Source organism: Actinoalloteichus caeruleus, assembly GCF_049311605.1.
Lineage (GTDB): Bacteria > Actinomycetota > Actinomycetes > Mycobacteriales > Pseudonocardiaceae > Actinoalloteichus_B > Actinoalloteichus_B caeruleus.
In genome coordinates, this window is sequence record NZ_CP186005.1 from 1,650,692 (window position 1) to 1,676,109 (window position 25,418).

A 25,418-nucleotide genomic window follows, 5' to 3' on the forward strand; every position below is an offset into this window, starting at 1 on the left:
CCACCGGACTTCGCTGCCACACACGCCGCCGGCCCCTGGTCGGCCGGCAGCGGCACCGTATCAGAACCATTCGAACGGATCCGGTGAATCGGCGGCGGCCGAACGGAGCAGAGCGCCTACCACCGGTGGGTGGCCGGTGGTGAACGCAGGGTGAATCCGTTCACCTCGGCTCCGGGGGTGGTGCCCGGATCGCGGGAGTCGTTGTCGGGATCGCCGCATGAGCCGGCTGGCCAGGTATTCTCGGGTGCGAGAGCCCTCCGCGCCGCTGCGGGTATCAACCTCGTCTATCGCTGTTGCCGGTGAAATCGTTACCCGACACGGCGAACTTCACTCTTGCGGTCGGTAGGGATGATGAGGTTACTGTTAGGGCCACATGAATGAAACGCCCGTGTCATCTTCCGGGTGTACGGAGCGGGCCATCGTCGTCCCGTCGAACCCAACCCCTGAAACTTGAGGATTCAAGTTCGTAGGACGATGAGGGAGGTCTGCCCGTGATCTTCTCCACCACCCCCGGCGCTACGGGGCTCTATCGTCCGGAGGACGAACGCGACAGCTGCGGTGTCGCGATGGTCGCCGACGTGGAGGGACGGTCGTCGCACGGCATCGTCGCCGACGCGCTCACCGCCCTGGCCAACCTGGAGCACCGGGGCGCGGCCGGCGCCGAACCCTCCAGCGGCGACGGCGCCGGGATCCTGGTGCAGCTCCCCGACGCGTTCCTGCGCGCGGTGACCGGTCTCGAACTGCCGGCACCCGACGAGCGGGGCCGGCACACCTACGCCGCCGGCGTCGCCTTCCTCCCCAGCGACGAGGAGGAGCGGGAACGCGCCGTCAGCCTGGTGGAGCGGATCGCCGACGAGGAACGGCTGCGCGTGCTGGGCTGGCGGGACGTCCCCGTCGACCCGGACGGCGCCGACGTCGGACCGAGCGCCCGTTCCTGCATGCCGCACTTCGCGATGCTGCTGGTCGCGGGAACGGAGGTGGCGCACCCCCCGGCCGGGATCGAACTGGACCGGCGGACCTTCTGCCTGCGGCGACGCGTGGAGCGGATCAGCCGCGACGAGGGGCACGGGGTCTACTTCCCCTCCCTGTCCGCGCGCACCCTGGTCTACAAGGGAATGCTGACCACCGAACAGCTGCCGGCCTTCTTCCCCGACCTCAGGGACGCCCGGCTGACCAGCGCCATCGCCCTGGTGCACAGCCGCTTCTCGACCAACACCTTCCCGTCCTGGCCGCTGGCCCACCCCTTCCGCTACGTCGCCCACAACGGCGAGATCAACACCATCCGCGGCAACCGCAACCGCATGCGCGCGCGGGAGGCCCTGCTGGCCTCGGAGATCATCGAGGGCGACTTCGAACGTCTCTACCCGATCTGCACCGAGGACGGTTCCGACTCCGCCTCCTTCGACGAGGTGCTCGAACTGCTGCACCTGGGCGGCCGCAGCCTGCCGCACGCGGTGATGATGATGGTGCCCGAGGCGTGGGAGAACCACGCCACCATGGACCCCCGGCGCCGGGCCTTCTACCAGTTCCACGCCAGCCTGATGGAGCCGTGGGACGGGCCGGCCTGCGTCACCTTCACCGACGGCACGCTCGTCGGCGCGGTCCTCGACCGCAACGGGCTCCGGCCCGCCCGCTGGTGGCGCACCACCGACAACCGCGTCGTGCTCGCCAGCGAGACCGGTGTCCTCGACGTGCCGCCCGACCAGGTGGTCGCCAAGGGCAGGCTGCGGCCAGGCCGGATGTTCCTCGTCGACACCGCCGAGGGGCGGATCGTCGACGACGGGGAGATCAAGGACCAACTGGCCGCGGAACGGCCCTACGACGAGTGGCTGCACGCCGGGTTGTTGGCGTTGGCCGACCTGCCCGACCGCGACCACGTCGTGCAGAGCCACGACTCGGTGGTCCGCCGGCAGCTCACCTTCGGCTACACGGAGGAGGAGCTGCGGGTGCTGCTGACCCCGATGGCGGTGTCCGGCGCGGAGCCCCTCGGCTCGATGGGGTCCGACACGCCCGTCGCCGGCCTCTCGCAGCGCTCCCGGATGCTCTACGACTACTTCGTGCAGCACTTCGCGCAGGTGACCAACCCGCCGTTGGACGCCATCCGCGAGGAGGTCGTCACCTCCGTCGCCCGGGTGATGGGACCCGAGCACAACCTGCTCGACCCCTCGCCGGCCTCCTGCCGCCACGTGGTGCTGCCGCACCCGGTCATCGACAACGACGAGCTCGCCAAGCTCATCCACATCAACGACGACGGCGACCTGCCCGGCTTCTCCTGCACCGTCCTCTCCGGGCTGTACGAGGTCACCGGCGGCGGGCAGGCCCTCGCCGCCGCCGTCGAGCGGGTGCGGAAGGAGGCGTCCGAGGCGATCGCCGCCGGGGCCCGCGTCCTGGTCCTCTCCGACCGGGACTCCGACCACGACCACGCGCCGATCCCCGCGCTGCTGCTCGTCTCCGCCGTCCACCACCACCTGGTGCGGACCAAGGAGCGGCTCAAGGTCGCCCTGGTCGTGGAGACCGGCGACGCCCGCGAGGTCCACCACATCGCCCTGCTGCTCGGCTTCGGTGCCGCCGCGGTGAACCCCTACCTGGCCTTCGAGACGATCGAGGACATGGTGGGCACCGGGGAGATCACCGGCATCGAGGCGCACCGGGCGGTCACCAACTACGTCAGGGCGCTGGTCAAGGGCGTGCTGAAGGTGATGTCGAAGATGGGCATCTCCACCGTCGGCGCTTACACGGCGGCGCAGGTCTTCGAGGCGGTCGGCCTGGACCGGGAGGTCGTCTCGGAGTACTTCAGCGGCACCGAGTCCCGGCTCGGCGGGGTCGACCTGGACGTGCTGGCCGAGGAGGTCGCCGTCCGCCACCGCCGTGCCTACCCGGACAACCCGACCGACCGGGCCCACCGGCGGCTCGAGGTGGGCGGCGAGTACGCGTACCGGCGGGAGGGCGAACTGCACCTGTTCTCCCCGGAGACGGTGTTCCTGCTCCAACACGCCACCCGCACCCGGCAGGCCGAGGTGTACCGCAGGTACACCGAGGAGGTGGACCGGCTCAGCCGGGCCGGCGGCACGCTGCGCGGCCTGTTCCGGTTCCGCTCCGAGGAGCGCCCGCCGGTGCCGCTCGACGAGGTCGAGCCCGCCTCGGAGATCGTGAAGCGGTTCAACACCGGCGCGATGTCCTACGGCTCCATCTCCAAGGAGTCCCACGAGACCCTCGCGATCGCGATGAACCGCCTGGGTGGCCGGTCCAACAGCGGCGAGGGCGGGGAGGACCCCGAGCGGTTGTACGACCCGGAGCGCCGGTCGGCGATCAAGCAGGTCGCCTCGGGCCGGTTCGGCGTCACGAGCGAGTACCTGGTCAACGCCAGCGACATCCAGATCAAGATGGCGCAGGGCGCGAAGCCGGGGGAGGGTGGGCAGCTCCCCGGGTACAAGGTGTACCCGTGGATCGCCCGCACCCGGCACTCCACGCCGGGGGTCGGCCTGATCTCCCCACCGCCGCACCACGACATCTACTCGATCGAGGATCTCGCCCAGCTGATCCACGACCTGAAGAACGCCAACGAACGGGCCAGGATCCACGTCAAGCTCGTCAGCGAGGTCGGCGTGGGTACCGTCGCCGCCGGGGTCGCCAAGGCCCACGCCGACGTGGTGCTGATCTCCGGCCACGACGGGGGAACGGGCGCCGCCGCCCTGACCTCCCTCAAGCACGCGGGCACGCCCTGGGAGATCGGCCTGGCGGAGGCGCAGCAGACGCTGCTGCTCAACGGGCTGCGCGACCGGATCACCGTGCAGGTCGACGGCGCGATGAAGACCGGACGTGACGTGGTCGTCGCCGCGTTGCTGGGGGCCGAGGAGTACGGGTTCGCCACCGCTCCGCTGGTGGTCGCCGGCTGCGTCATGATGCGGGTGTGCCACCTCGACACCTGCCCGGTCGGCATCGCGACCCAGAACCCGGAGCTGCGCCGCAGGTACACCGGCAAGCCCGAGTTCGTGGAGAACTTCTTCCACTTCGTCGCCGAGGAGGTGCGTGAGCACCTGGCCGCCCTCGGCTTCCGGACCCTCGACGAGGCGATCGGCCACGCGGAGGTGCTCGACACCGACGAGGCCGTCGAGCACTGGAAGAGCCGGGGCCTGGACCTCTCGCCGGTGCTCACCGTGCCCGCCGGGGTGCGGGACGGCACGGCCCCCTACGGCGTCGTGCGCCGCCGGGTCCGCGCGCAGGACCACGGGCTGGAGCACGCGCTGGACCGCACCCTCATCCAGCTCGCCGAGGCGGCGCTGGAGGACGCCCACGCGGTGCGCCTCGAACTGCCGGTGCGCAACGTCAACCGGACGGTGGGCACGCTGCTGGGCTCGGAGGTGACCCGCCGCTACGGCAGCGACGGGCTGCCGGACGGCACGATCTCGGTGACCCTCACCGGGTCCGCCGGGCAGTCGCTTGGCGCGTTCCTCCCGCGCGGGGTCGCGCTGGAGATGGTCGGCGACGCCAACGACTACGTGGGCAAGGGGCTCTCGGGCGGGCGGATCGTCGTCCGGCCGCACCCCGACGCGCCGTTCGTCGCCGAGGACCAGGTGATCGCCGGGAACGTGATCGGCTACGGCGCCACCGGCGGCGAGATCTTCCTGCGCGGCCAGGTCGGTGAGCGGTTCTGCGTCCGCAACTCCGGTGCGGTCGCGGTGGCCGAGGGGGTGGGCGACCACGCCTTCGAGTACATGACCGGGGGCCGCGCCGTCGTGCTCGGCCCGACCGGGCGGAACCTGGCCGCCGGCATGTCCGGGGGCATCGCCTACGTCCTCGACCTCGACCCGGTGCGGGTCAACCAGGACATGGTGCGGCTCCAACGCCCGGACGCCGAGGACCTGCGGTGGTTGCGCCGCACCGTGGAACGACACCACGAGCTGACCGGGTCCCGCCTGGCCTCCTCGCTGCTGGGCGACTGGCCACGGCGCTCCACCGGGTTCACCAAGGTGATGCCAGCCGACTACCAGCGGGTGATGGAGGCGGTGCGGATAGCGCGGTCGGAGGGCCGTGACGAGGACGAGGCGATCATGGAGGCATCTCGTGGCTGACCCGCATGGTTTCCTCAAGCACGCCAGGCAGGAGCCGGCGAAGCGACCGGTGGACGAGCGCCTCGGCGACTGGGACGAGGTCTACGCGGCGCTCGACGGCGGGGAACGCGAGCAGCAGGTGCGGACGCAGGCGGCGCGCTGCATGGACTGCGGTGTGCCCTTCTGCCACTCCAGCAGCGCGGGCTGCCCGCTGGGCAACCTGATCCCGGAGTGGAACGACCTCGTGCGGCGGGGGCGCTGGGACGAGGCGGGTGAACGCCTGCACGCCACGAACAACTTCCCGGAGTTCACCGGCCGGCTCTGCCCGGCCCCGTGCGAGGCCGGTTGCGTCGTCGCGCTCTCCCCGAGGGCGGGTGGCGCCGTCGCGATCAAGCGGGTGGAGCAGACCATCGCCGACATCGGCTGGGAACGGGGCAGCGTGGTGCCGGTGACGGCCACCGCCCCCACCGGTCGCTCGGTGGCCGTGGTCGGGTCGGGTCCGGCGGGGCTCGCGGCGGCCCAACAGCTCACCCGGGCGGGGCACGAGGTCACCGTCTACGAACGGGACGACCGGCTCGGCGGCCTGCTCCGGTACGGGATCCCCGAGTTCAAGATGGAGAAGAAGGTCCTCGACCGGCGGCTCGTGCAGATGCGTGCCGAGGGGACCCGGTTCGTGACCGGCTGCGAGGTCGGCGTGGACCTCACCGTCGATGAGCTGCGGTCCCGGCACGACGCGGTGGTGTTGGCGGTCGGCGCCCTGCGCGGCCGTGACGCCGAGGTCCCCGGGCGGGAGCTGACCGGGGTGCACCTGGCGATGGAGCACCTGGTGCAGGCCAACCGCGAGTGCGAGGGCGACGGGCCGGCCGCGATCACCGCCGCCGGGAAACACGTGGTCATCATCGGCGGCGGCGACACCGGTGCCGACTGCCTCGGGACCGCGCACCGGCAGGGCGCCGCGAGCGTCCTCCAGCTCGACCAGTACCCGGAGCCGCCGGGCGAGCGGGACGAGGCCAGGTCTCCCTGGCCGACCTGGCCGTTGATCCTGCGCACCTACCCGGCACACGACGAGGGCGGCGAGCGCCGTTACGAGGTCGCGGTCGAGGAGTTCGTCGGGGACGAGGACGGGCACGTGCGGGCGGTCCGCCTGCGCCGGGTCCAGGTCGGACGCGACGCGGACGGCCGGCGCCAGGTGGTCCCGCTCGGTGACGAGGTCGAGGAGTTCCCCTGCGACCTCGCGCTGTTCGCCATCGGTTTCGAGGGGGTCGAGCGGATGCCCCTGCTCGACGGTCTCGGCCTGACGCTGTCCCCGCGCGGGAGCATCGGCTGTGGTGCGGACTGGCAGACCAGCCAGCCGGGCGTGTTCGTCTGCGGTGACGCCCACCGGGGTGCCTCGCTGGTGGTGTGGGCGATCGCGGAGGGGCGCTCGGTGGCCGCTGCCGTCGACGCCCACCTCACGGGCGGCTCGCAGCTGCCCGCCCCGGTCCACCCGACGGCCCTGCCGCTCGCGGTGGTCTGACCGGCCCGCACCGGGCGCGGTGGTCCGTCGCCGGACCACTCGACTTCTGGCCGGGGCACAACGGCGTGCCGCCGGCCGGGGCGACAGGGGGACGGCTCCCACGGGAGCCGTCCCCCTTACTTGTCCCGGTCCGTTGCCCCGTTCCTGACATCGAGGTCGCGGTCCGCCGCCGTCGGGCAGATACCGCCGAGGTGGGCGGCCGAACGCCGTGGGGGCCGACGACCCGGGGGCGCTTGCCGCTCGCTGGTCGGCGGTCCCCGGCACCTGCCGGGCGGAACACGGAACCGGATCGGTCCGGGTCGGTCGCGGGGCAGCGGGTGCGGGGAGGCTCACGGCGGGGACGGTCCGGCTGAACGGTGCCGACGGTGCTGGTCCTTCGGCGCCGGAACGCGTCGTTCCCGGACTGGTGGGCCCGAACTCCGGGTGCACCCGGTCCCGAACGCCGACCGGCGGCTCCCTGACGCGCCGAGGTACCAGGGAGCACCGCTCGCGGTGACCAAGACTGGTTCGAGGTCCCCCGTGACCCGAGGACGGGTGGCGGTCGGCCGTTCGCATCGGACGGGGCGAGCGGCCTCTTCCGGCCAGCGCACCCGGTCGCGACGCGAGTTCCCGCGCCGACGGCTCCCGCCACACCTGGGGTGCCGGCTCGTGCGGAGGGGCGGATGAGGCGAGCCGTGCCCGAGGTCGGCCGGGTCGGGGTTGCCGGTGCGGTCCGGGTGGCCGCGCGCCCGGGACGGGCCACCGTGCCCGGGGGAGCCGGCGCCCGGGTTCCCCGTTCCGCCTTTCGTCCCGGTCCCTGGCCCTGTCCGGCTTCCTGACCGGCGGGAACCGTCATCCGATGTCGGGCGGCGGCTCGGGGGGCGAACGCGGCGGGGTGGTCGACCGCGCATCCGGTTCCCGCCCCCGTCCTCGGTGGAAGCGGCCGCCCTCCGGCCGTGTCTTCCGGCTGGGTTCACCGTGGGACCCCGTAGGTGGATCGTTGCCAAACTGGATCACCCGACAGGGGACGCGAAGGACACCGATCGGGAATCATTTCGAGATCTCTGCCACTTGTTCATCACAGAAACCACACGTAATCTCCGGAATCAGCGAAGCGCGCTTCACACGTTGTGGTGAATCAGTTACGGAACGAAATCGCCGTGTTCCGTTGCTGCCCTGGACAAAGGAGTGGCTGGATGTCCGCGTTCAAGCGCCGTGATCTGTTGGGTGGAGCCCTCGCGCTCGCCGCCTTCGCCTCGGTCGGGCTGTCATCGCAGGCGATGGCCGCCACCAACCGGCACCGGACCGGCGCCCCGGGCGCGCCCAACCTGACCCCGGGGGACAAGGCCATCGCCGCGCGGGTGGACGCCCGACGCGCGCTCGAGCACATCCGCCACCTCAGCGAGGACATCGGTCCCAGGATCGGCGGCACCGAGTCCGAGCACAGGGCCGCGAACTACGCCGCGCGGGTGTTCGAGGACCTCGGCTACCAGGTCACCCAACAGCCCTTCGCGGTGGCGGACAAGTACCTGGCCGACGTGGTCCTGCCCGACGGGGAGCGCTGGCAGACCAGCGCCTCGGCGCAGGGACCGCTGGACGTCGAGGTCGAGGGGGGCGTCGTCGACGTCGGTGCGGGCACCGAGGCCGACTACCCCGCCGGGTTCACCGGCGGCCTGGTCCTCGTGGACCACACCACGGCCAACCGGGAGGCCCAGGTCAGGACCGCCGTGGAGCGGGGCGCGACCGGTGTGCTGCTGGTGGCGGCCTCGGCCACGCCCGACCGCAAGGCCGGCTGCTTCGTGCCCAGCCTCGCCAACCAGGTGCCCATCCCGGTGCTGGGACTCGCCCAGGCCCACGGCGAGTGGTTGCGGCAGCGGCTGGCGGCGGGCCCGGTGCGGCTGCGCGCGGTGTTGACCCGGCACTCCGACCTCACCTCGTACAACGTCCTCGCCGAGCGGCCGGCGACGATCGGTTCTCCCGCCACCGCGCCGGTGGTGATGGTCACCGCCCACTACGACAGCGTGCCCGGATCGCCGGGCGCCAACGACGACGGCAGCGGTACCGCGCTCTGCCTGGAACTCGCCAGGGTCTTCCGCAGCCTGCCCACCCAGCACACCGTCCGGTTCGCGCTCTGGGGCTCCGAGGAGCAGGGGCTCATCGGTTCCCGCTACTACGTCAACCAGCTCAGCGACGCCGAGGCGGCCAGGATCAGCGGGTGCTTCCAGAACGACATGGTGGCCACCAGCCACGACCCGGCCAACCGCTACTGGTTGCTGTCAGTCGACGGTGAGGACAACCTGACGACCCAGGGGGTCGCCGAGGCGGCCGCCCGCCTCGGCTACGTCCCCCACGTGTCCGGGCCCACCGCGCGCGGATCGAGCGACCACGTGCCGTTCCACGAGCGGGGCATCGCGGCGGCGAACTTCAGCTGGCGAGGCGAGGCGGGGCCGGCGCTGCTGGAGCCCATCTACCACACGCCCGAGGACACCATCGACCGCAACATCTCGCTGGAGCGGTTGCGGGTGTCCCTGGAGCTGGTCGGCGCCGCCACCTACGAGGTGGCCCGCTACCGGCGCTGACACACCGACCCGGGCGGCCCCCGAGGAGGGGGCCGCCCGGGATCCGTGTCGGTCAGGCGCGGTCGGCGCCGGCACCGTCCTCCGCCGGGTGCGCGGCCGCCAGGTCCCCACCCGCCGGCCTCCTCGGGCCGAACAGGAGGAACACCCCCGCCCCGAGCGCGATACCGGCGAGGTTGGCCAGCGCGTCCGCCCAGTCCGCGCTCCGCCCCAGGGGCAACAGCCCCTGGAGGACCTCCGCGACGAAGGCGTAGCAGAGGAGACCGAGCAGGAGCAGGCGGCGCGGGCCGCGCCCCCGGTGGGTGGGGGACGCGTCCCGCCGGTCCGGCTCGGGCCGAGGACTCCGCGCCCCGGCCACCATCAGGAGCCCCGTGACGGTGAGCAGCACGAACACCCCCACGTGGACCACCTTGTCGGTTCCCGGGGGCGCTGAGGGGACGCCGGAGGCCGGCGTGAGGAACACCACGAGGCTGACCAGGACGGCCAGCGGGAAGGGGATCGCGGACGGGCGCACGGCGTGGAACCTCCGGAAGGGGGTGGGACGAACGTCCATCGTCCCGTGCCGGCCATCCCCACCGCCGACGGCCGGAACCGGACAGCGTCGGTGGCACGGGCCCGTGCCACGACCGGCGGTCGCCGGGGTGCGGTCTCCGAGGGGCCTCGACCCGCTGTTCGCAGCACACCTCGCGTAGTCCCCGGACGGGGGGTGATCCCGGCTCCACCGGAAATCCACCTAGCGGGGAGTAGGCACAGCGGCGCGACAACCGGGCGAATCGCCCCGATCGAGCGACACGCCCCGCAAATCTGCTTCCGCCGTGCGGAATCGTGCCCACCAGCGGGATAGGCTGCGCAGACGTGAGCAGACGAGCGAAGATCGTATGCACGATGGGACCGGCGACGGCGAGTCCCGACAGGATCAGGCAGCTGGTGGGCGCCGGCATGGACGTGGCGCGGATGAACTTCAGCCACGGCGACCACGCCGACCACAAGCGCATCTACGAGCTGGTCCGCCAGGAGGCGGAGGCGAGCGGTCGCGCGGTCGGCATCCTCGCCGACCTCCAGGGACCCAAGATCAGGCTGGGGCGGTTCGCCAGCGGCCCGGTGCAGTGGGACACCGGGGAGACGGTCCGGGTGACCGTCGAGGACGTGCCCGGCACCCACGACCGGGTCTCGACCACCTACCGGGGGCTGGCCGAGGACGCCAAGGTCGGTGACCGCGTCCTCGTCGACGACGGCAAGGTCGGCCTGGTGGTCACGGCCATCGAGGGCTCGGACGTGGTGTGCGAGGTCACCGAGGGCGGCCCGGTCAGTGACAACAAGGGGCTGTCGCTGCCGGGGATGAACGTGAGCGTCCCGGCCCTGTCCGAGAAGGACATCCGCGACCTGGAGTTCGCCCTCAGCCTCGGTGTGGACTTCATCGCGATGTCCTTCGTCCGGTCTCCCGCCGACATCGACCAGGCGCACCAGGTCATGGACCGGGTCGGTTCCGGCCGGCTGCCGGTGGTGGCCAAGCTGGAGAAGCCGGAGGCGGTCGACAACCTGGAGGCGATCGTCCTCGCCTTCGACGGCGTGATGGTCGCCCGGGGGGACCTCGGCGTCGAACTGCCGTTGGAGCAGGTCCCCCTCGTGCAGAAGCGGGCCATCCAGATCGCCAGGGAGAACGCCAAGCCGGTCATCGTGGCGACCCAGATGCTGGACTCGATGATCAGCAACTCCCGGCCCACCCGGGCGGAGACCTCGGACGTCGCCAACGCCGTGCTCGACGGCACCGATGCGGTGATGCTCTCGGGCGAGACCAGCGTGGGGCGCTACCCGGTCCAGACGGTCGAGACGATGGCCAGGATCGTCCGCGCGGTGGAACACGAGTCGACCGCCGTGCCGCCGCTGTCGCACGTGCCCAGGACCAAGCGGGGCGTCATCTCCTACGCGGCTCGGGACATCGGTGAGCGGCTCAACGCCAAGGCGCTTGTCGCCTTCACCCAGTCCGGTGACACGGTGCGCCGGCTGGCCCGGTTGCACACCCACCTCCCGCTGCTCGCCTTCACCCCGGAGGAGGCCGTGCGTCGGCAGCTGAGCATGACCTGGGGCACCGAGACCTTCCTGGTGCCGAAGGTGGACTCGACCGACCGGATGGTGAAGCAGGTCGACCAGGCGATGCTGTCGCTCGGTCGGTATCAGCGGGGCGACCTGGTCGTGATCGTCGCCGGCTCCCCTCCCGGCACGGTCGGTTCGACGAACCTGATTCGAGTCCACCGACTGGGCGAGGAAGACCATGCGTGAGTAGGCTCACTGGTAGCTGAGTGTGCTCAGAATCCTTGTCGCTGCCCGCGTCATCGTAGGGTTGGTGGATGACCGAGATGGCGCGCGCAGCGGCGGAGGACCCCGCCGGTACCACCGCGGGGGCGGTGCCCCTCGATCCGGACGGGGTGCCCTACGGGCAGCCCGTCCTCGACCGGGTGGTGGCGTTGCTGGACCTGGAGCGCATCGAGGAGAACCTGTTCCGGGGCGTGAGCCCGGCCGAGTCACCCGTCCGGGTCTTCGGGGGCCAGGTCGCCGGGCAGGCCCTCGTCGCGGCCAGCAGGACCGTGCCCGCCGATCGCGGGGTGCACTCGCTGCACGCCTACTTCATCCGGGGCGGCGATCCCCGCGTTCCGATCGTCTACGAGGTGGACCGCATCCGGGACGGCCGCTCGTTCACCACCCGCCGGGTGGTCGCCATCCAGCACGGCAAGGCGATCTTCTCGCTGTCGGCCTCCTTCCAGGTCCGGGAGGACGGGATCGAGCACGCCGACGAGATGCCGGCTGGCGTCCCGGAGCCGGAGTCGCTGCCGACCCTCGCCGAGCGGGTGGCGCCCTACCGGGGCCGCATCGGCATCCACGGCCAGGCTCCCCGGCCCTTCGACATCCGCTACGTCACCGACCCGCCCTGGGTGTCGCGGGAGACCGGACCGCGCACCGCCGACAACCGGGTGTGGATGCGGGCGCACGGTCAGCTGCCCGACGACCAGGTGCTGCACGTCTGCCTGCTGGCCTACGTGTCCGACCTCACCCTGTTGGACTCGGTACTGGCCCGCCACGGCGTGTACTGGAGCCTGGACGAGGTCGCGGGGGCCAGCCTGGACCACGCCATGTGGTTCCACCGCCCCTTCCGGGCGGACGACTGGCTGCTGTACGACTGCGCCTCCCCGAGCGCCTCCGGCGCTCGGGGCCTGGCCACCGGGCGGTTCTTCGACCGGTCGGGCAACCTCGTGTGCACGGTCGTGCAGGAGGGGCTGCTGCGGGTCGCCGAGTAACTCGGACGTGGAGGTGGGCGGGTTCCGCGCGGTGATCCGGCACGCGGAGTGACGAAAGTCCCGCGAACGAGCCGGTTCGGGGTGTTCCGCACCGGCTCGACGTCGCGATGATCGTCCTACCGGGTGTCTGGAGTGTCCAGGGAACCGTTACCGTTTCAGATGTGTCCGCACACAGCTGGAAGCAGACCCCGCTCAACCTCGCCCGCGGTGCCGCCATCGGAACGGTGGAGGTGGTCCCAGGGGTCAGCGGCGGGACGGTGGCGCTGGTCGTCGGTGTCTACGAACGCCTCATCGACGCCGCCGGCCACCTCATGAGCGCGGTCAAGCTCGCGGCCAGCGATCTTCCCCGGGGGCGGGGCGGGCAACGGGCCAAGGAGGAGGCGGCGCGCATCGACGTGCCGCTGGTCGTCGGCATCCTCGCCGGCATGGTCCTCGCGCTGCTCACCGCGGCTCGGGTCGTGCCCGGGCTGATCGAGGACTACCCGGTGGGGGCCAGGGCGCTGTTCATCGGGATGGTCGGGGCCTCGGTGGCGATCCCGATCCTCGCGATGGGCGGTATCCGCCGCCCGCTGGACTGGGCGTTGCTGCCGCTGGGGATCGCCGTCGGGTGGATCGTCACGGGGCTGCCCGCCGGCACCCAGACGTCCCCCCCGCTGTGGCTGGTCGGACTGGCCGCGGCGATCGCGATCTGCGGCCTGGTGATGCCCGGCCTCTCCGGTGCCTTCCTGCTGATGATCTTCGGGCTCTACGAGCCCACGCTCGAGGCGTTGAACGCCCGGGACCTGCCCTACGTCGGGACCTTCATGCTGGGCGCGATCCTGGGCCTCGGGGTCTTCGTGAAGACGCTCCAGTACCTGTTGAAGCACCGCCACCAGGCCACCCTCGCCGTGATGACGGGCATCATGATCGGGGCGCTGCGGGCGCTGTGGCCGTGGCAGGACGAGGACCGCGCCATGCTGGCACCCGACGCCGACTGGTTGGGGGTGGTACCGGTCACCCTCCTCGGTGCCGGGATGGTCGTCGCGCTGATCCTGGTCGACCGGCACTTCACGAAGAAGCGTCGGGAGCGGGAGGGCTCGACGCCCGACGGCGGCCCCGACGGCGGGAACCCCGAGGACGCCGAGACCGTGGTGATGAACCGGGTCACCGACGACACCATCCGCATCCGCTGACCCTGGCCACGGCGGTCCGTCAGGTCGGCGCCGCCTCCGCCCCCGACTCCGACTCCGACTCCGCGGCGGCGATCGGCTCGGCCCACCTGGTGTCGACGTGGGCGTGCTCGGTCAGCTCCCCACCGATCGCCACGCGGATCAGATAGCGCCCCCTCCGGTGGCGCGCGTGACGATGGCGCGCCGCGGCGCCCACCCCGAACACCTCGTCGAGGCCCCTCGACGTGATGTGACACGGCGGATCACGCGAAGGGTCGGGTGGAGTCGGTCCGGTAACGCGCCGGCGGCCGGGTCGGACCGCTCGCCCCGACCCCGGAGGTGGTCCAGTGGCCCGCCGGTCGACCGTCGCTCCGCCGCCATGCGGGTCGGAGCGACCACCCCCCATCCGACCCGCCCCCGGACCCGACGCCCGCCTGACCCGGGTGATCGTCGTCGCTGGTGTCCCGGACCCTCGGGGGCAGCGGGACGGCGATGCGGGGTCAGGTGCTGGAGTGGTCCCGGAGGGTCGTCCTCTGGCGCGGGACGCTCGTCGCCGCCGTCCGCACCGAGCGACCCCACGCCGCGACGCCCTGGGTCGGGCCACGCACCTCCGTCCGCCTGGCCGTGGATCCCGTTACGCCGAGGCGTGCCCCGAGCTCCCGAGCGACGTCGAAGCCCGACCCCGACAGGCTCGTCCGCTCCACGTGCGACACGAGCACCACGCCCGCGCCATCCACGGCAGCTCTCGGATCACCGGATTCGTGACGTGACGGGGGCCCGCTGACGACGCGAGCCCACCGGGGCGATCAACCACCTCACCCGACTGGAGACCCAATGACCACCACGCCCGACGACGCTGTGATGAGGCTGGCCCGCGAAGAACTCGCCGACGCCAACCGGGCGCCGTACGACGCCGCCACCCGTGCCGCGAAGCTGCGGAGGACCCACCTCGCCCTGTCCGCCGCGGCCGCCGGCGCATCCTGGCTGTCCCTCGACCACGCGCCCACCGCGCCGCTCGCCACCCTCACCCTCGTCGCCGCGTCCGCCGTCGGCGTCCTCGTCTACGCGGGGCTCCTGTGGATCACCGCGCCCCGCCTGCGCACCACCGCGCCCGTTGGTTGGTTACGGCTGGTGCGGGAGACGCCGGAGGAGACGATCGCTCGCTGGCAGGCCACGGTGAGCGATCCGGTGCGGCATATCGCCGAGAAGGCCGCCGTCCGCGCCCGCATCGGCGTCGCCAGGTACCGCCTGCTCCGCGCGGCGACGGTCGCCGTCGCCGTGCAGCTGGCCCTCATCGTCACCGGCACCGCGCTCGCCACCCTCTGACCAGGGGCCGGTCGCTCTCGGCGGCCGGGCCGATCCGCCCATCGAATGGCCTCCTCCCCCGAGCCCTCCACCGTGCCCCACTGCCCGCCCGCCTCCACGCGGTCCTACGAAGCCGTCCTGGACCAGTCCACGGCCGTCCTCAGCGTCGGAGCATCAGGCGTCGAGGTCTCCTCGTGGTGGGGCACCACCACAGCACACCAGCACGGTCACCTGGGCGATGCCGATGCCAGCGGCCGACCACGGCGTCCCCACGTGGTCGGCCCGGCGCTGCCGACGGGCGCACCACCACCATCACCGTCCCCGCCGAGGCCCTGACCGTGCCCGGCCCCCTCACCGTCGCAGTCATCGAGTGGAGCTGCCCGTCCGCGCCAACGCGTTCCCGGAGCGCCGCACGCGGCGGGCCGCAACGGACCCCGCCGGGCCTGGGCTCGGGCCCTGCGCTCCGCGTGTTCTCGACGGGGTCACCCCGCGCGGTCGTGGGCGTCCTGGTCGTGGGGTGGGCCCGGGTGTCAGGGTGTGCGCACCCACTCCACCCGCAGTTCGTCCTGGGTGGCGAACCGGACGAGATGATCGCCGACGACGCGTTCGACGGTCGCGAGCCCGTCGGCGCCGGGGGCGGTGGCCACCATGCGCAGCCCACCCTCCTCCGCGGTGAGGACCGCGACGCCGCCCTCGCCGAAACGCACCGTCCCCACCGGTTCGTTCCACTCCGCGTCGACCCGGTGGCCGAAGTGGTTGGTGAGTTGTTTGGCGTACCGGGCGGCGCGGTGGGTGGGCACGAACGCCCGCGACTCGCGCCCGCCGTGGTCCGAGGTCTGTTCCGTCATGAGGTGAGGCTAACCTTCCCCGCTGGCGGTGTGGTGCGTTCGGGGGTGTGAGCTTCGCCCACCCGCGCGCTCCCAGCGGGCGGGACGGCCGCAACGTGCCGTTGGCGTGGTCGCACGGCTGCGTGCGGGCGGACGAGGGTGCAGGCTGGTGGGCATGGCAGACGACACTCGCGGGACCGCGGCCATCGGAGTGACCGGGCTGGCGACGATGGGCGGCAACCTCGCGCGCAACCTGGCGCGCAACGGGTACCCGGTCGCCGTGCACAACCGGACCTCGGCCCGGACGGAGGCGCTGGTCTCCGAACACGGCGACGAGGGGGTGTTCGTGCCCGCCGGCACCCTGGCGGAACTGGTGGACAGCCTCCAGCGACCGCGCCAGGTGATCATCATGGTGAAGGCGGGAGGCGCCACCGACGCGGTGATCGACGAACTCGCCGGGCTCCTCGAACCCGGTGACATCATCCTCGACGGGGGGAACGCGCACTTCGCGGACACCCGGCGCCGGGAGGCGGCCCTGCGGGAACGGGGCCTCCACTTCGTCGGCACGGGCATCTCCGGCGGGGAGGAGGGCGCCCTGCTCGGCCCCAGCATCATGCCCGGCGGCTCCGTCGAGGCCTACCGGCAGGTCGGGCCGGTCCTGGAGAACATCGCGGCCGAGGTCGACGGTGCCCCCTGCTGCGTGCACGTGGGGCCGGACGGCGCCGGGCACTTCGTCAAGATGGTGCACAACGGCATCGAGTACGCCGACATGCAGCTGATCGCCGAGTCCTACGACCTGCTCCGCGCCGTCGCGGGGCTCGCTCCGGCCGAGATCGCCGAGGTGTTCCGGACCTGGAACCAGGGCGACCTGGAGTCCTACCTGATCGAGATCACCGCCGAGGTGCTCGGGCACACCGACCCGGAGACCGGCGCGCCCTTCGTCGACGTGGTCGCCGACCGGGCCGAGCAGAAGGGCACCGGCCGGTGGACGGTGCGGGAGGCCCTCGAACTCGGAGACCCGGTTCCCGGTATCGCCGAGGCCGTCTTCGCCCGTGCGCTGTCCGGCGCGGTGCGCCAGCGCGAGGTGTGCGCGTCCCTCCCCGGGCCCACCGAGCCGCCGGGTGAGGTCGGGTCGGGGTTCGTCGACGACCTGCGGGAGGCGCTCTACGGGGCCAAGCTCGCCGCGTACGCCCAGGGCTTCAGCATGATCTCCGCGGCGAGCGAGCAGTACGGGTGGAACGTCGACCTCGCCGGCACCGCGCGCATCTGGCGGGGCGGCTGCATCATCCGGGCCCGTTTCCTCGACAGGATCGCCGAGGCGTACCGGACGCGGCCCGAGCTGCTGAACCTGCTCGCGGACGACTACTTCGCCGAGCAGGTCAGCCGTTCCCAGCAGGCGTGGCGACGGGTCGTGGGGACGGCCGCCGCCGCCGGTGTCCCCGCTCCCGGGCTGTCCTCAGGACTGGCCTACTACGACACGCTGCGGGCCAGCCGGCTGCCGGCGGCCCTGGTCCAGGGCCTGCGGGACTACTTCGGAGCGCACACCTACCAGCGGGTCGATCGCGACGGCTACTTCCACACCCTGTGGTCGGGCGACCGCTCCGAGACCGCGTCCTGAGGCCGCCGGAGGCACCGGGGGAACCGGGACCGGTGCCTCCGCCCGCCGGCTCTGGCGGTTCCCCACCGGCGGCCCATCCCGGTTGGATAGGGTTGTTGGGGTGTCCTACGAACTGGAGTTAGCGGGAACGAACGCGACCTGGGTCTTCGAGGCGGAGGGCATCCGCATCCGGTTCGTCGGTGGCCGGCGGGCCAATCCGCTGCACAGGGCGCTGGGGGAGCTGGTCGTCCCGAACGAGGCGCTGTCGGGTGTGATCGTCGAGCCGGGCAAGCGGCGCACCGACCTCGTGCTGCGGCTGCGCCCCGGAGCTGACGCGTTCGGTCCCGTCCTCGCCGGCCGGTTGCCCGAGGCGGCGGACCCCTACCGGCTCTCCCTCCCCGGCAAGCAACCCGACCTGGCGCAGTACCACGCGACGCAGCTGCGCGACCGCATCTCGCTCAACCCCCGCGCCCTCGAACCCACCGACGGTTTCCTGGTGGTGCTGCCACCCGCTCCCCGGTCCATCAAGGGCTTGGACGGGGAGGTGGCCTTCGACGGTGAGACGCTGACCTTCACCTGGGGTTGGATGGCGGAGACGGTGAAGGAGCAGCTCGGCCCGCAGCGCGTCCCGCTGGAGAACATCAGCGTGGTCGAGTGGTCCCCACCGACCGCCCTGGGAGGTTTCTTCCGGATCACGTTGAGCGACGGAACCGGGCTCTCGGCGCGCAAGCCGGACAACCCGGCCATGCGGGGCATGCCGGACAAGGACCCCTACGCCCTCGCCTACGGACTCGGTGACGGCAGCGTGGCGGACCTCCTGTTCGCCGCCGAGCTGCACACCCGGATCGTCGCGGCCCGGCAACGGGCGGAGCTCCTGCCGGCGGAGCCGGCGGTCCCCGTCTCGGAGACGGCCACGATCGCGGACCGCGCGGACGACGTGGTGGAGGCCATCAGGAAGCTCGGCGGCCTCCACGAGGCCGGGCTGCTGACCGACGAGGAGTTCAGCCAGAAGAAGGCCGAGCTGCTCGACCGGCTCTGACCACCCCGGTCCCGTCCCGCCCGTCCACCAGGCCAGGCGGTGACGACCCGCGAACCCCGGGTGCGCGGCACGCGCCCGGGGATCGTCCACCTACTCCGCGGCCTCGCGCAGACGGGCGAGGGTGCGGCTGAGCAGCCGCGAGACGTGCATCTGCGAGACACCGATGCGCTTGGCGATCTGGGTCTGCGTCAGGTTCCCGAAGAACCTCAGCAGCAGGATCTGGCGGTCCCGCTCCGGGAGCTGGGCGAGCAACGGCTGCAGGGTCTCGCGGTACTCCACGATCTCCAGCTCGGGTTCCTCCCGCCCGATGGAGTCGCCGAGCGAGACCGTCTCGTCGTCGAGCAACATCTCGTCCAGCGACGCGCTCCGGTAGGCGTTGCTCGCTGCCAGGCCCTCGAAGACCTGCTCCAACGGGACCTCGAGCCGTTCGGCGAGCTCCCGGGGGGTGGGGGCCCGGCCGAGGCTCTGCGAGAGCTCGCTGGTCGCCGAACTGATCGCCAGGTGCATCTCCTGGAGCCGGCGGGGCACCCGCACCGCCCACCCGGTGTCGCGGAAGTGGCGGCGGACCTCGCCCATGATGGTCGGGACCGCGAAGGACAGGAAGTCCGCGCCGTGGGTGGGGTCGAACCGGTCCACGGCCTTGATCAGGCCCAGGGTCGCCACCTGGGTGAGGTCCTCCTGGGACTCCCCTCGGTTGCCGAACCTCCTGGCGATGTGCTTCGCCACCGGGAGGTGCCTGGTCACCAGCGTCTCGCGCAGTTTCGCGTGCTCCGGGTCGTCCGGGCTGAGCGCGGCCAGCTCGTGGAACAGCGGGGTCAGGTGCTCGTAACGCTCGCCGTTGCCGTCGGAGCCCGGGTGCTGGTTGGGGGCCTCGGTCACTCGGCTACCGCCGTTCCTCGCTGTTTCACCAGCTCAACCTGTACCACACTGAGCCCGTCGTCGCGCGTCTCGACGGTGCTGTCGATCGAACTGGTCAGCGTCGTCAGCACCCGCCACCCGAAGGTGTCGGTACGCGGTCCCGTCGAGCTGGCCGACACCACCGAGGCGACGACCCGCAGCGCGGATTCCGCCACGTCGTACCGGCACACCAGAGTGGCGTCCGGCACGGCGAGGCGGATCAGCGTCGAGCACACCTCGTCCACCGCCAACCGCAGGTCCTCGATCGAGTCGAGGTCGAAGTCCTCCCGCATCGCGATGTCTCCCGCGATGCCGCGCAGCACCGGTAGCTGGTGCGGCAGCGCGGCCACCCGCACCTCCACCGAGTGGGGGGCGAGGGCCGCGTTTCCGTTCTGTTGTGTTGGCGACTGAGCGCTCACGTACCTACCTCATCGTCGCGTTCGGGTTGTGACCGGTGGGGCGTCCCGCCGCGGGCGCACGCCCGACCGCCGTCCGTCCTGCCGGCGGACCCGCTGATCATCGTGTCACCGTGGGCCACGGGTGTCACCCGAGACCCCCGCCCTCACCACGCTGCGGCCCCCGTGGCACGTCACCACGCCAACCCCCGGTCTCCGAGCCGCGCTGCTCGATGAAGTCCTTGAAACGGTTCAGGTCACCCCGAACCCGGGAACCGACCATCCCGAGCGCCGAGCCGGCCTTCTCCGCCAGCCCCGAGGGCCGGTAGTCCATCTGGAGGGTGACGCGCGTGGTCTGGTCGTCGATCCGGTGGAACGTGACCACGCCGGACTGGTCCGGCCCGTCGGTCGCCCGCCAGGCCACCCTCTCGTCGGGGTGCTGCTCGGTGATCTCGGCGTCGAACTCGCGGTGGGCGCCGGCGATGGACGTCTCCCAGTGCGTCAGGGTGTCGTTCACCTGGACGACCCGATCGACACCCTCCATGAACTGCGGGAAGCTCTCGAACTGGGTCCACTGGTTGTACGCGGCCTGCACCGGAACCTCGACGTCGACCGTCTCGGTGAAGGACGTCATGGCACATCACTCCTCAACGAACCGGGTTGCTCACTCCCGCCGGTTACCCACTCCCGCCGGAACCACACCTGTGGGCGATGGATCCGGGCCGAGCCGGGGCCGCCTTCCGGACGAACCGCCTACGCCGGTCGCCGAGCACGGAGGGGGATGATCAGGGACAGCCGAGCCCGCGACCGGCCCGCGTCCGGGAGGAGGTGTGCGGCGGCGGGCACTGGGTCGGACACCGGGACCCGGTGCGACCGGGACGGCTGGGGGAGTCCGCGCGCGGTGCTGGGTCAGTCCTCCCGGACCCGCGCCGGCTCGGTGAGCCGTTCTCCGGACTCGGAGTAGAGGACGCAGTACACCCGGGAGGTCCCGGCGGGGGTGAGGTCCTCGTTGGCGACCGACCGCACTTTCTCCTCCCAGGACTCCCGGGTGGGAACGAGCGCTCGGAACCGGATGTCCTGCCGCTCCCCGAGGTCCACCAGCTCGGAGTCGAAGTACAGCCCGCAGGCCCCGACGGCCATGCGGACCAGGGTGTCCTCGCCAGGGTAGGCGGGGAACGCCGGCTCCCGTTCGTAGGAGGAGAAGAGGTTCCAGCTGGTGAAGACCTCGACATCGTGCGGGGTGTCGCACTCCACGGCCTCACCGTACTGCTGGCCGGCCCGCAGTTCTCCCGTCGAACAGGACGACCCCTCGTCCGCGGTCAGGTCGAAGACCGGGATCTCGCCGTCGCGGCCGTAACTCATCGGGGCGTCCATCGCCGGGTGCGGTGGGGTTGGTTCCCGCTCGGTCAGCAACCAGCGGTCGGTGAACAGGCCAGCGGCGAACACCATCCCGGCGGCCAGCAGCGAGATGCCGGTCCGCTTCCAGGACCAGCCCGGGCGTGCCGGGGCCAGCGGGCCGGAGTGCTGGCCGAACGGATGGGTGGAGGGCCCCGGCTGTCCTGCCGGGAGGTGCGGTGTCGGCCCGGGGCCGCCCTGCGGCCCGGTCCCGCCGGCGGCCGTGTCGAGCAGCCCACCCACCTGCCGGGGTCCCAGCCGTCCCTCCGGGTTCCCCACGAGCAGCCCGGAGATCGCCGAGGCCAGTGGGCCCTGGCACCGGGTGAGGAAGGGGACCTCCGTCATGATCGCGTGCAGGGTGGACGCCGTCGTGGGGCGTTCGAAGGGCGCACGTCCCTCGACGGCGAAGAAGAGCGTGGCGCCCAGTGCCCACAGGTCGGACCCAGGGGTGGCGGCGCTGTCCCGGATGCGCTCGGGCGCCATGTACGCCATCGAACCGATCAGGGTGCCGCTCGTCGTCAGCCTCGGGTCCTCGGCCGCCTGGGCGATGCCGAAGTCCGTCAGCTTCACCCGACCGTCCGGCAACAGCATGATGTTGCTGGGTTTGACGTCGCGGTGCACGACCCCGGCCTGGTGGGCCGTGTTCAGCGCGGCGAGCAGTTGCCTGCCCATCGAGACGACCTGGTGGGGCGGGAGCGGCCCCTGCCCCTGCACCACCTGGGACAGCGTCGGGGCCGCGATCAGCTCCATGACGATCATCGTCATGCCCTCGTCGGAGACCACGTCGTAGACGGTCACCACGGCCGGGTCGTTCAACCGGCCAGCGGTGCGGGCCTCCCGCAGCACCCGCTCCTCGAACACCCCGCGCTCCTCCGGGGGGATGCCCTCGGGAAGCCGCAGTTCCTTGATCGCCACCTGGCGGCCGATCACCCGGTCCTCGGCGCGCCAGACGATCCCCATCCCGCCTCGGCCCAGTTCGTCCAGCAGCTGGTACCGGCCCGCCACGATCCGGTTCCGGACCGCGTCCTCCTGGTGGGTCACCGACTACCTCCGGCCGTCCGCGCACCGGGGAGGGCACCGAACGACGTCGTCTCGTGAGTGGATCGAACCGCGTCCCGGGGAATCGCCGGACGACGCGGGAACATGCTACTGAGAGTCGGGAACGCGCTGATCGGTTCCCACAACCGAGGGGAGATGACCCATCCAGGGGAGCGAGGCGGCGACTGATCTCGCGGTGGTCGTTGGTTGTCGTCACCCGTGGGGAACCACGGGTGGGCCCGCCGAGCGCTGGTACCCGTCGGGAGCACGCCCTTCCGGAATCGTCGCCGGTTCGGCGGTCGACGATCAGCCGGAATGCGAGGCGGTGCCGACTCCTGGTCCTCCGGTGCCAGTCCGCGGTCCACGAAGGATTCCGCGGCGCCGGCAATTCCTGGCCCGTGGCGGGAACTTCGACCGGAAGTGATGGGGAAGGGGCCCGGAATCGTCGTGGAGACGGCGGATCCCGTTCCTCCCCGGCCCACCAGCCGGGCTCCACCCGGGTACGGGCCTACCTCAACCCCGGAACGGGCCGGCCCCCGGGTGGGGACCGACCCGTTCGTCGACCGGAGCGGTGGGACTACGCCTTGCCGCTGGCCGGCTTGGGCTCGGTCGAGGAGGCGGAGGCGTCCTCGTCGGAGCGGTCCGGCTCCTCGATGTAGCCGTCCTCGATCAGCGTCTGCGAGATGTGCTCGGTGAGTTCCTCGCGCTGCCGCTTGCGCCGGGCCCGCAGCCAGGACTCGCGTTCCTCGTGGAACTGCCGCCAGGTCGCCACGCACATCCCGATCATGATGAGGCTGAAGGGGAACGCGATGACGATCGCCGTGGTCTGCAACGCGGCGAGCCCGCTGTCGCCACCCGCCACCAGCAGCGCGATGGCGACCAGGCCTTCCACGACGGTCCAGAAGACACGGCTCCAGGTCGGCGGCTCGGGGTTGCCGCCCGAAGCCAACATGTCGACCACGAGGGAGCCGGAGTCGGAGGAGGTCACGAAGAAGAGCGTGATCAACACGATGGCGAAGACCGAGACGATCACCCCGCCGGGCAACCCGCTCAGCAGGCCGAACAGCGCGCCCTCGGTGTCGACCGCCCCGTCGACGACCAACCCGCCCTCACCGAACAGCTCGCGGTAGAGACCGGTGCCACCGAAGACTGTGAACCACAGGAAGGTGATCACTGTGGGCACCAGCAGCACGCCGGCGACGAACTCGCGAACCGTGCGGCCCCGGGAGATGCGGGCGATGAAGATGCCGACGAAGGGGGCCCAGGAGATCCACCAGCCCCAGTAGAAGGTGGCCCAGGCCGCCTGCCAGGCGGCGCCCTCCTCACCCTGCATGGCGCTGACGTCGAAGCTGAGCTGCAACAGGTTCTGCAGGTACAGGCCGATGGACTGGACGAACTCCCGCAGCAGGAACAGCGTCGGGCCGGTGATCAACACGAACAGCATGAGGATGGCCGCCATGCTCATGTTGATGTTCGACAGCCACTTGACGCCCTTCTTGACGCCGCTGACCACCGAGAAGGTCGCGAGTGCGGTGATGCCGCCGACCAGCAGGATCATGATCGGAGTGCTGTCAGACGCACCGTCGATGCCGACGAAGTCCAGTCCGGCGGCGATCTGGAGCACACCGAAACCCAGCGAGGTCGCGACGCCGAACAGGGTGCCGACCACGGCGATCGTGTCGATCACGTCGCCCCAGCGGCCCTTGACCCTGTCGCCAAGCAGCGGCTCCAGCGCCCAGCGGATCGACACCGGGCGGCCCTTGCGGTGCACCGCGTAGGCGATGGCCAGACCCACCACGACGTAGATCGCCCAGGGGTGCAGACCCCAGTGCAGGAACGTCTGCACCAGCGACTGCTGGCCGACCTGCTCGGGCGTGCCCTCGACGCCTGGTTTGGGCGACGCGAAGTGGTTCAGCGGTTCGGCGACGCCCCAGAACACCAGCCCGATGCCCATGCCGGCCGCGAAGAGCATCGCGAGCCAGGAGGCGAGGCTGAACTCGGGCTCCTCGTCGTCCTTGCCCAGCTTGATGTCCCCGAAGTGGCCGATACCGACCCAGAGGGAGAAGACCACGAAGCCGGAGACGAGCGCGACGTAGTACCAGCCGAAGCCGTCCACGATGCTGCCCTGGACCGTGCCGATGATCTCCTCCGCCTGGGACGGGAAGATCATCGTCAGGGCCACGAAGGCCAGGATGATGGCGGCAGCGGGGTAGAAGACGCGCGGGGCGATGTGCCCCTTGCCTGTCTTCCCGCCGGGCTCGATCTTCTGGTCCGTTGGTGGCGAATCTGCTGAGGTGGCCACGAGTGGGCGCCTCCCAATGGTTGGCTGCTCAGTGTCCAGGGCCTTCCCGAACACGCGGAGAAACAACATAGTGCAGTCGTCGAGTGCCGCACGAGGTCACATCGTCGTGAAGTGATCCGAATGCTATCTACGCGTGGTAGCCGGAAAAACACCCACGGCATTACCGCTTCGTTATGCCCCTATCCGCAAAGCGTTATCCGCTGGGCGAATCCTCGGCGCGTACGAGACCGCACAACCAGATCCGCCCACCCACTGTTCCCGGCTGCGGCCCGAATCACGCGAAATTCCACACCCGGGGTATTGGTTCCGGCGCGCAGCGTGACAATTCGGTTGTCCGGGTCACAATGCGAGGTGGCTCGCTCACCCGTTTTCCGCGCCGGGCGGTCCCACCCGTGCGCCGGGCGGATCAGCTCGTGCGCCGGCCGGGTGACCCGTCGGGTACCTTCGCGCTGTGTCCATGCTGCCCGCCGAACCCACTCCGCCGCCGACCGGGTCCGACCTCGCGGCCCGCGTCGAGCGGAGCCTGCGCGAGTACCCCGACTTCCCCCAGCCCGGCGTCCTGTTCCGGGACCTCGGGGGGCTCTACGCGGACCCGGGCCTCTTCCGGGACGTCGTCGACGAGTTCGGGACGACCTTCGGCGGGGACGTCGACCTCGTCCTCGGGCTGGAGGCACGGGGCTTCGTCCTCGGAGCGGCGCTGGCCAACAGCTTGGGCATACCCCTGGTGCTGGCCCGCAAGCCCGGCAGGTTGCCCGGCGACGTCCACCGCGCCGGGTACTCGCTCGAGTACGGCGAGAACGTGCTGGAGATCCAGCGGGACGCCGTCGTCGGTGGGCACCGCGTACTGGTCGTCGACGATGTCCTCGCCACCGGGGGCACCCTCGCCGCGGCGGCCCGGCTCGTCACCGAGGCGGGCGGGACGGTCGCGGGCATGGGCGTGATCGTGGGTCTCGACGGGCTCGGCGGTGAGCAGGTGCTGCGCGAGCACCGCCTGCGGCTGCTGTGCACGGTGCCGGCGGGCGCCTGACCGGCGCGTCCACCGGCACCGCGCTGGGACGGC

General features: G+C 71.7%; 17 protein-coding genes. 10 read left to right on the plus strand and 7 right to left on the minus strand.

What is annotated here, in order from left to right:
- Window positions 1-491 precede the first annotated feature (491 nt).
- The 3 genes from gltB (at window position 492) to ACOJVX_RS07490 (ending at window position 9,125) form a co-directional block, all read left to right on the plus strand.
- Window positions 492-5,072, plus strand: a complete 4,581-nt coding sequence (gltB, locus tag ACOJVX_RS07480; protein ID WP_026418968.1) for a glutamate synthase large subunit — start codon at window positions 492-494, stop codon at window positions 5,070-5,072.
- On the plus strand, window positions 5,065-6,567 hold the full coding sequence (locus tag ACOJVX_RS07485; protein ID WP_030105803.1) for a glutamate synthase subunit beta: 1,503 nt from the start codon (window positions 5,065-5,067) through the stop codon (window positions 6,565-6,567). The genes gltB and ACOJVX_RS07485 overlap by 8 nt, the downstream gene beginning before the upstream one ends.
- Before the next feature lie 1,175 nt (window positions 6,568-7,742).
- Window positions 7,743-9,125, plus strand: a complete 1,383-nt coding sequence (locus ACOJVX_RS07490; RefSeq protein ID WP_026418966.1) for a M28 family metallopeptidase — start codon at window positions 7,743-7,745, stop codon at window positions 9,123-9,125.
- A 52-nt stretch (window positions 9,126-9,177) separates the two neighbouring features.
- Here ACOJVX_RS07490 and ACOJVX_RS07495 read toward each other — a convergent pair whose 3' ends face one another.
- Window positions 9,178-9,636, minus strand: coding sequence for a VanZ family protein (locus ACOJVX_RS07495; RefSeq protein ID WP_418154193.1), 459 nt, complete (start codon window positions 9,634-9,636; stop codon window positions 9,178-9,180).
- A gap of 341 nt (window positions 9,637-9,977) precedes the next feature.
- Between ACOJVX_RS07495 and pyk the strand changes: the two genes are divergently transcribed.
- The 4 genes from pyk (at window position 9,978) to ACOJVX_RS07515 (ending at window position 14,889) form a co-directional block, all read left to right on the plus strand.
- Window positions 9,978-11,402 carry a pyruvate kinase gene (gene pyk, locus ACOJVX_RS07500; protein ID WP_026418965.1) on the plus strand — a complete coding sequence of 475 codons (1,425 nt, stop codon included), beginning with the start codon at window positions 9,978-9,980 and terminating at the stop codon, window positions 11,400-11,402.
- A gap of 68 nt (window positions 11,403-11,470) precedes the next feature.
- Complete coding sequence (gene tesB / locus ACOJVX_RS07505; protein WP_016700748.1) at window positions 11,471-12,415, plus strand: acyl-CoA thioesterase II; 945 nt, start codon at window positions 11,471-11,473, stop codon at window positions 12,413-12,415.
- A gap of 161 nt (window positions 12,416-12,576) precedes the next feature.
- Complete coding sequence (locus ACOJVX_RS07510; RefSeq protein WP_422647362.1) at window positions 12,577-13,587, plus strand: DUF368 domain-containing protein; 1,011 nt, start codon at window positions 12,577-12,579, stop codon at window positions 13,585-13,587.
- 810 nt (window positions 13,588-14,397) lie between these two features.
- Complete coding sequence (locus ACOJVX_RS07515; protein WP_026418962.1) at window positions 14,398-14,889, plus strand: hypothetical protein; 492 nt, start codon at window positions 14,398-14,400, stop codon at window positions 14,887-14,889.
- 509 nt (window positions 14,890-15,398) lie between these two features.
- Here ACOJVX_RS07515 and ACOJVX_RS07520 read toward each other — a convergent pair.
- A complete protein-coding gene (locus ACOJVX_RS07520) occupies window positions 15,399-15,716 on the minus strand; it encodes a DUF2218 domain-containing protein (protein WP_030105798.1) in 318 nt (105 codons plus the stop codon).
- Between the two features lie 154 nt (window positions 15,717-15,870).
- Between ACOJVX_RS07520 and gndA the strand changes: the two genes are divergently transcribed.
- Together gndA and ACOJVX_RS07530 are read left to right on the plus strand one after the other, a co-directional pair.
- A complete protein-coding gene (gene gndA / locus ACOJVX_RS07525) occupies window positions 15,871-17,313 on the plus strand; it encodes an NADP-dependent phosphogluconate dehydrogenase (protein ID WP_418154189.1) in 1,443 nt (480 codons plus the stop codon).
- Between the two features lie 100 nt (window positions 17,314-17,413).
- Entirely contained in the window at window positions 17,414-18,331 is a 918-nt protein-coding gene (locus ACOJVX_RS07530; RefSeq protein WP_337662126.1) for a DUF4429 domain-containing protein, read from the plus strand.
- 90 nt (window positions 18,332-18,421) lie between these two features.
- Here the strand turns inward: ACOJVX_RS07530 and ACOJVX_RS07535 are convergent, their stop codons facing one another.
- From ACOJVX_RS07535 to ACOJVX_RS07555, 5 genes are all read right to left on the minus strand, one after another.
- A complete protein-coding gene (locus ACOJVX_RS07535; RefSeq protein WP_026418958.1) occupies window positions 18,422-19,210 on the minus strand; it encodes an RNA polymerase sigma factor SigF in 789 nt (262 codons plus the stop codon).
- Window positions 19,207-19,647 (minus strand): anti-sigma factor, encoded by a 441-nt coding sequence (locus ACOJVX_RS07540; protein WP_418154188.1) that lies wholly within the window; start codon window positions 19,645-19,647, stop codon window positions 19,207-19,209. Before ACOJVX_RS07540 ends, ACOJVX_RS07535 begins: the two co-directional genes overlap by 4 nt.
- Window positions 19,648-19,771: 124 nt before the next feature.
- The gene (locus tag ACOJVX_RS07545) at window positions 19,772-20,257 is read right to left on the minus strand and encodes an SRPBCC family protein (RefSeq protein WP_418154187.1); all 486 of its coding nucleotides are present in this window, start codon (window positions 20,255-20,257) and stop codon (window positions 19,772-19,774) included.
- A 275-nt stretch (window positions 20,258-20,532) separates the two neighbouring features.
- Entirely contained in the window at window positions 20,533-22,059 is a 1,527-nt protein-coding gene (locus tag ACOJVX_RS07550; protein ID WP_418154186.1) for a serine/threonine-protein kinase, read from the minus strand.
- A gap of 574 nt (window positions 22,060-22,633) precedes the next feature.
- Window positions 22,634-24,358 (minus strand): BCCT family transporter, encoded by a 1,725-nt coding sequence (locus tag ACOJVX_RS07555; RefSeq protein WP_422647363.1) that lies wholly within the window; start codon window positions 24,356-24,358, stop codon window positions 22,634-22,636.
- Window positions 24,359-24,815: 457 nt separating this feature from the next.
- Here ACOJVX_RS07555 and ACOJVX_RS07560 point away from each other — a divergent pair, with 457 nt between their 5' ends.
- The gene (locus ACOJVX_RS07560) at window positions 24,816-25,385 is read left to right on the plus strand and encodes an adenine phosphoribosyltransferase (RefSeq protein ID WP_030105792.1); all 570 of its coding nucleotides are present in this window, start codon (window positions 24,816-24,818) and stop codon (window positions 25,383-25,385) included.
- Window positions 25,386-25,418: the final 33 nt, after the last annotated feature.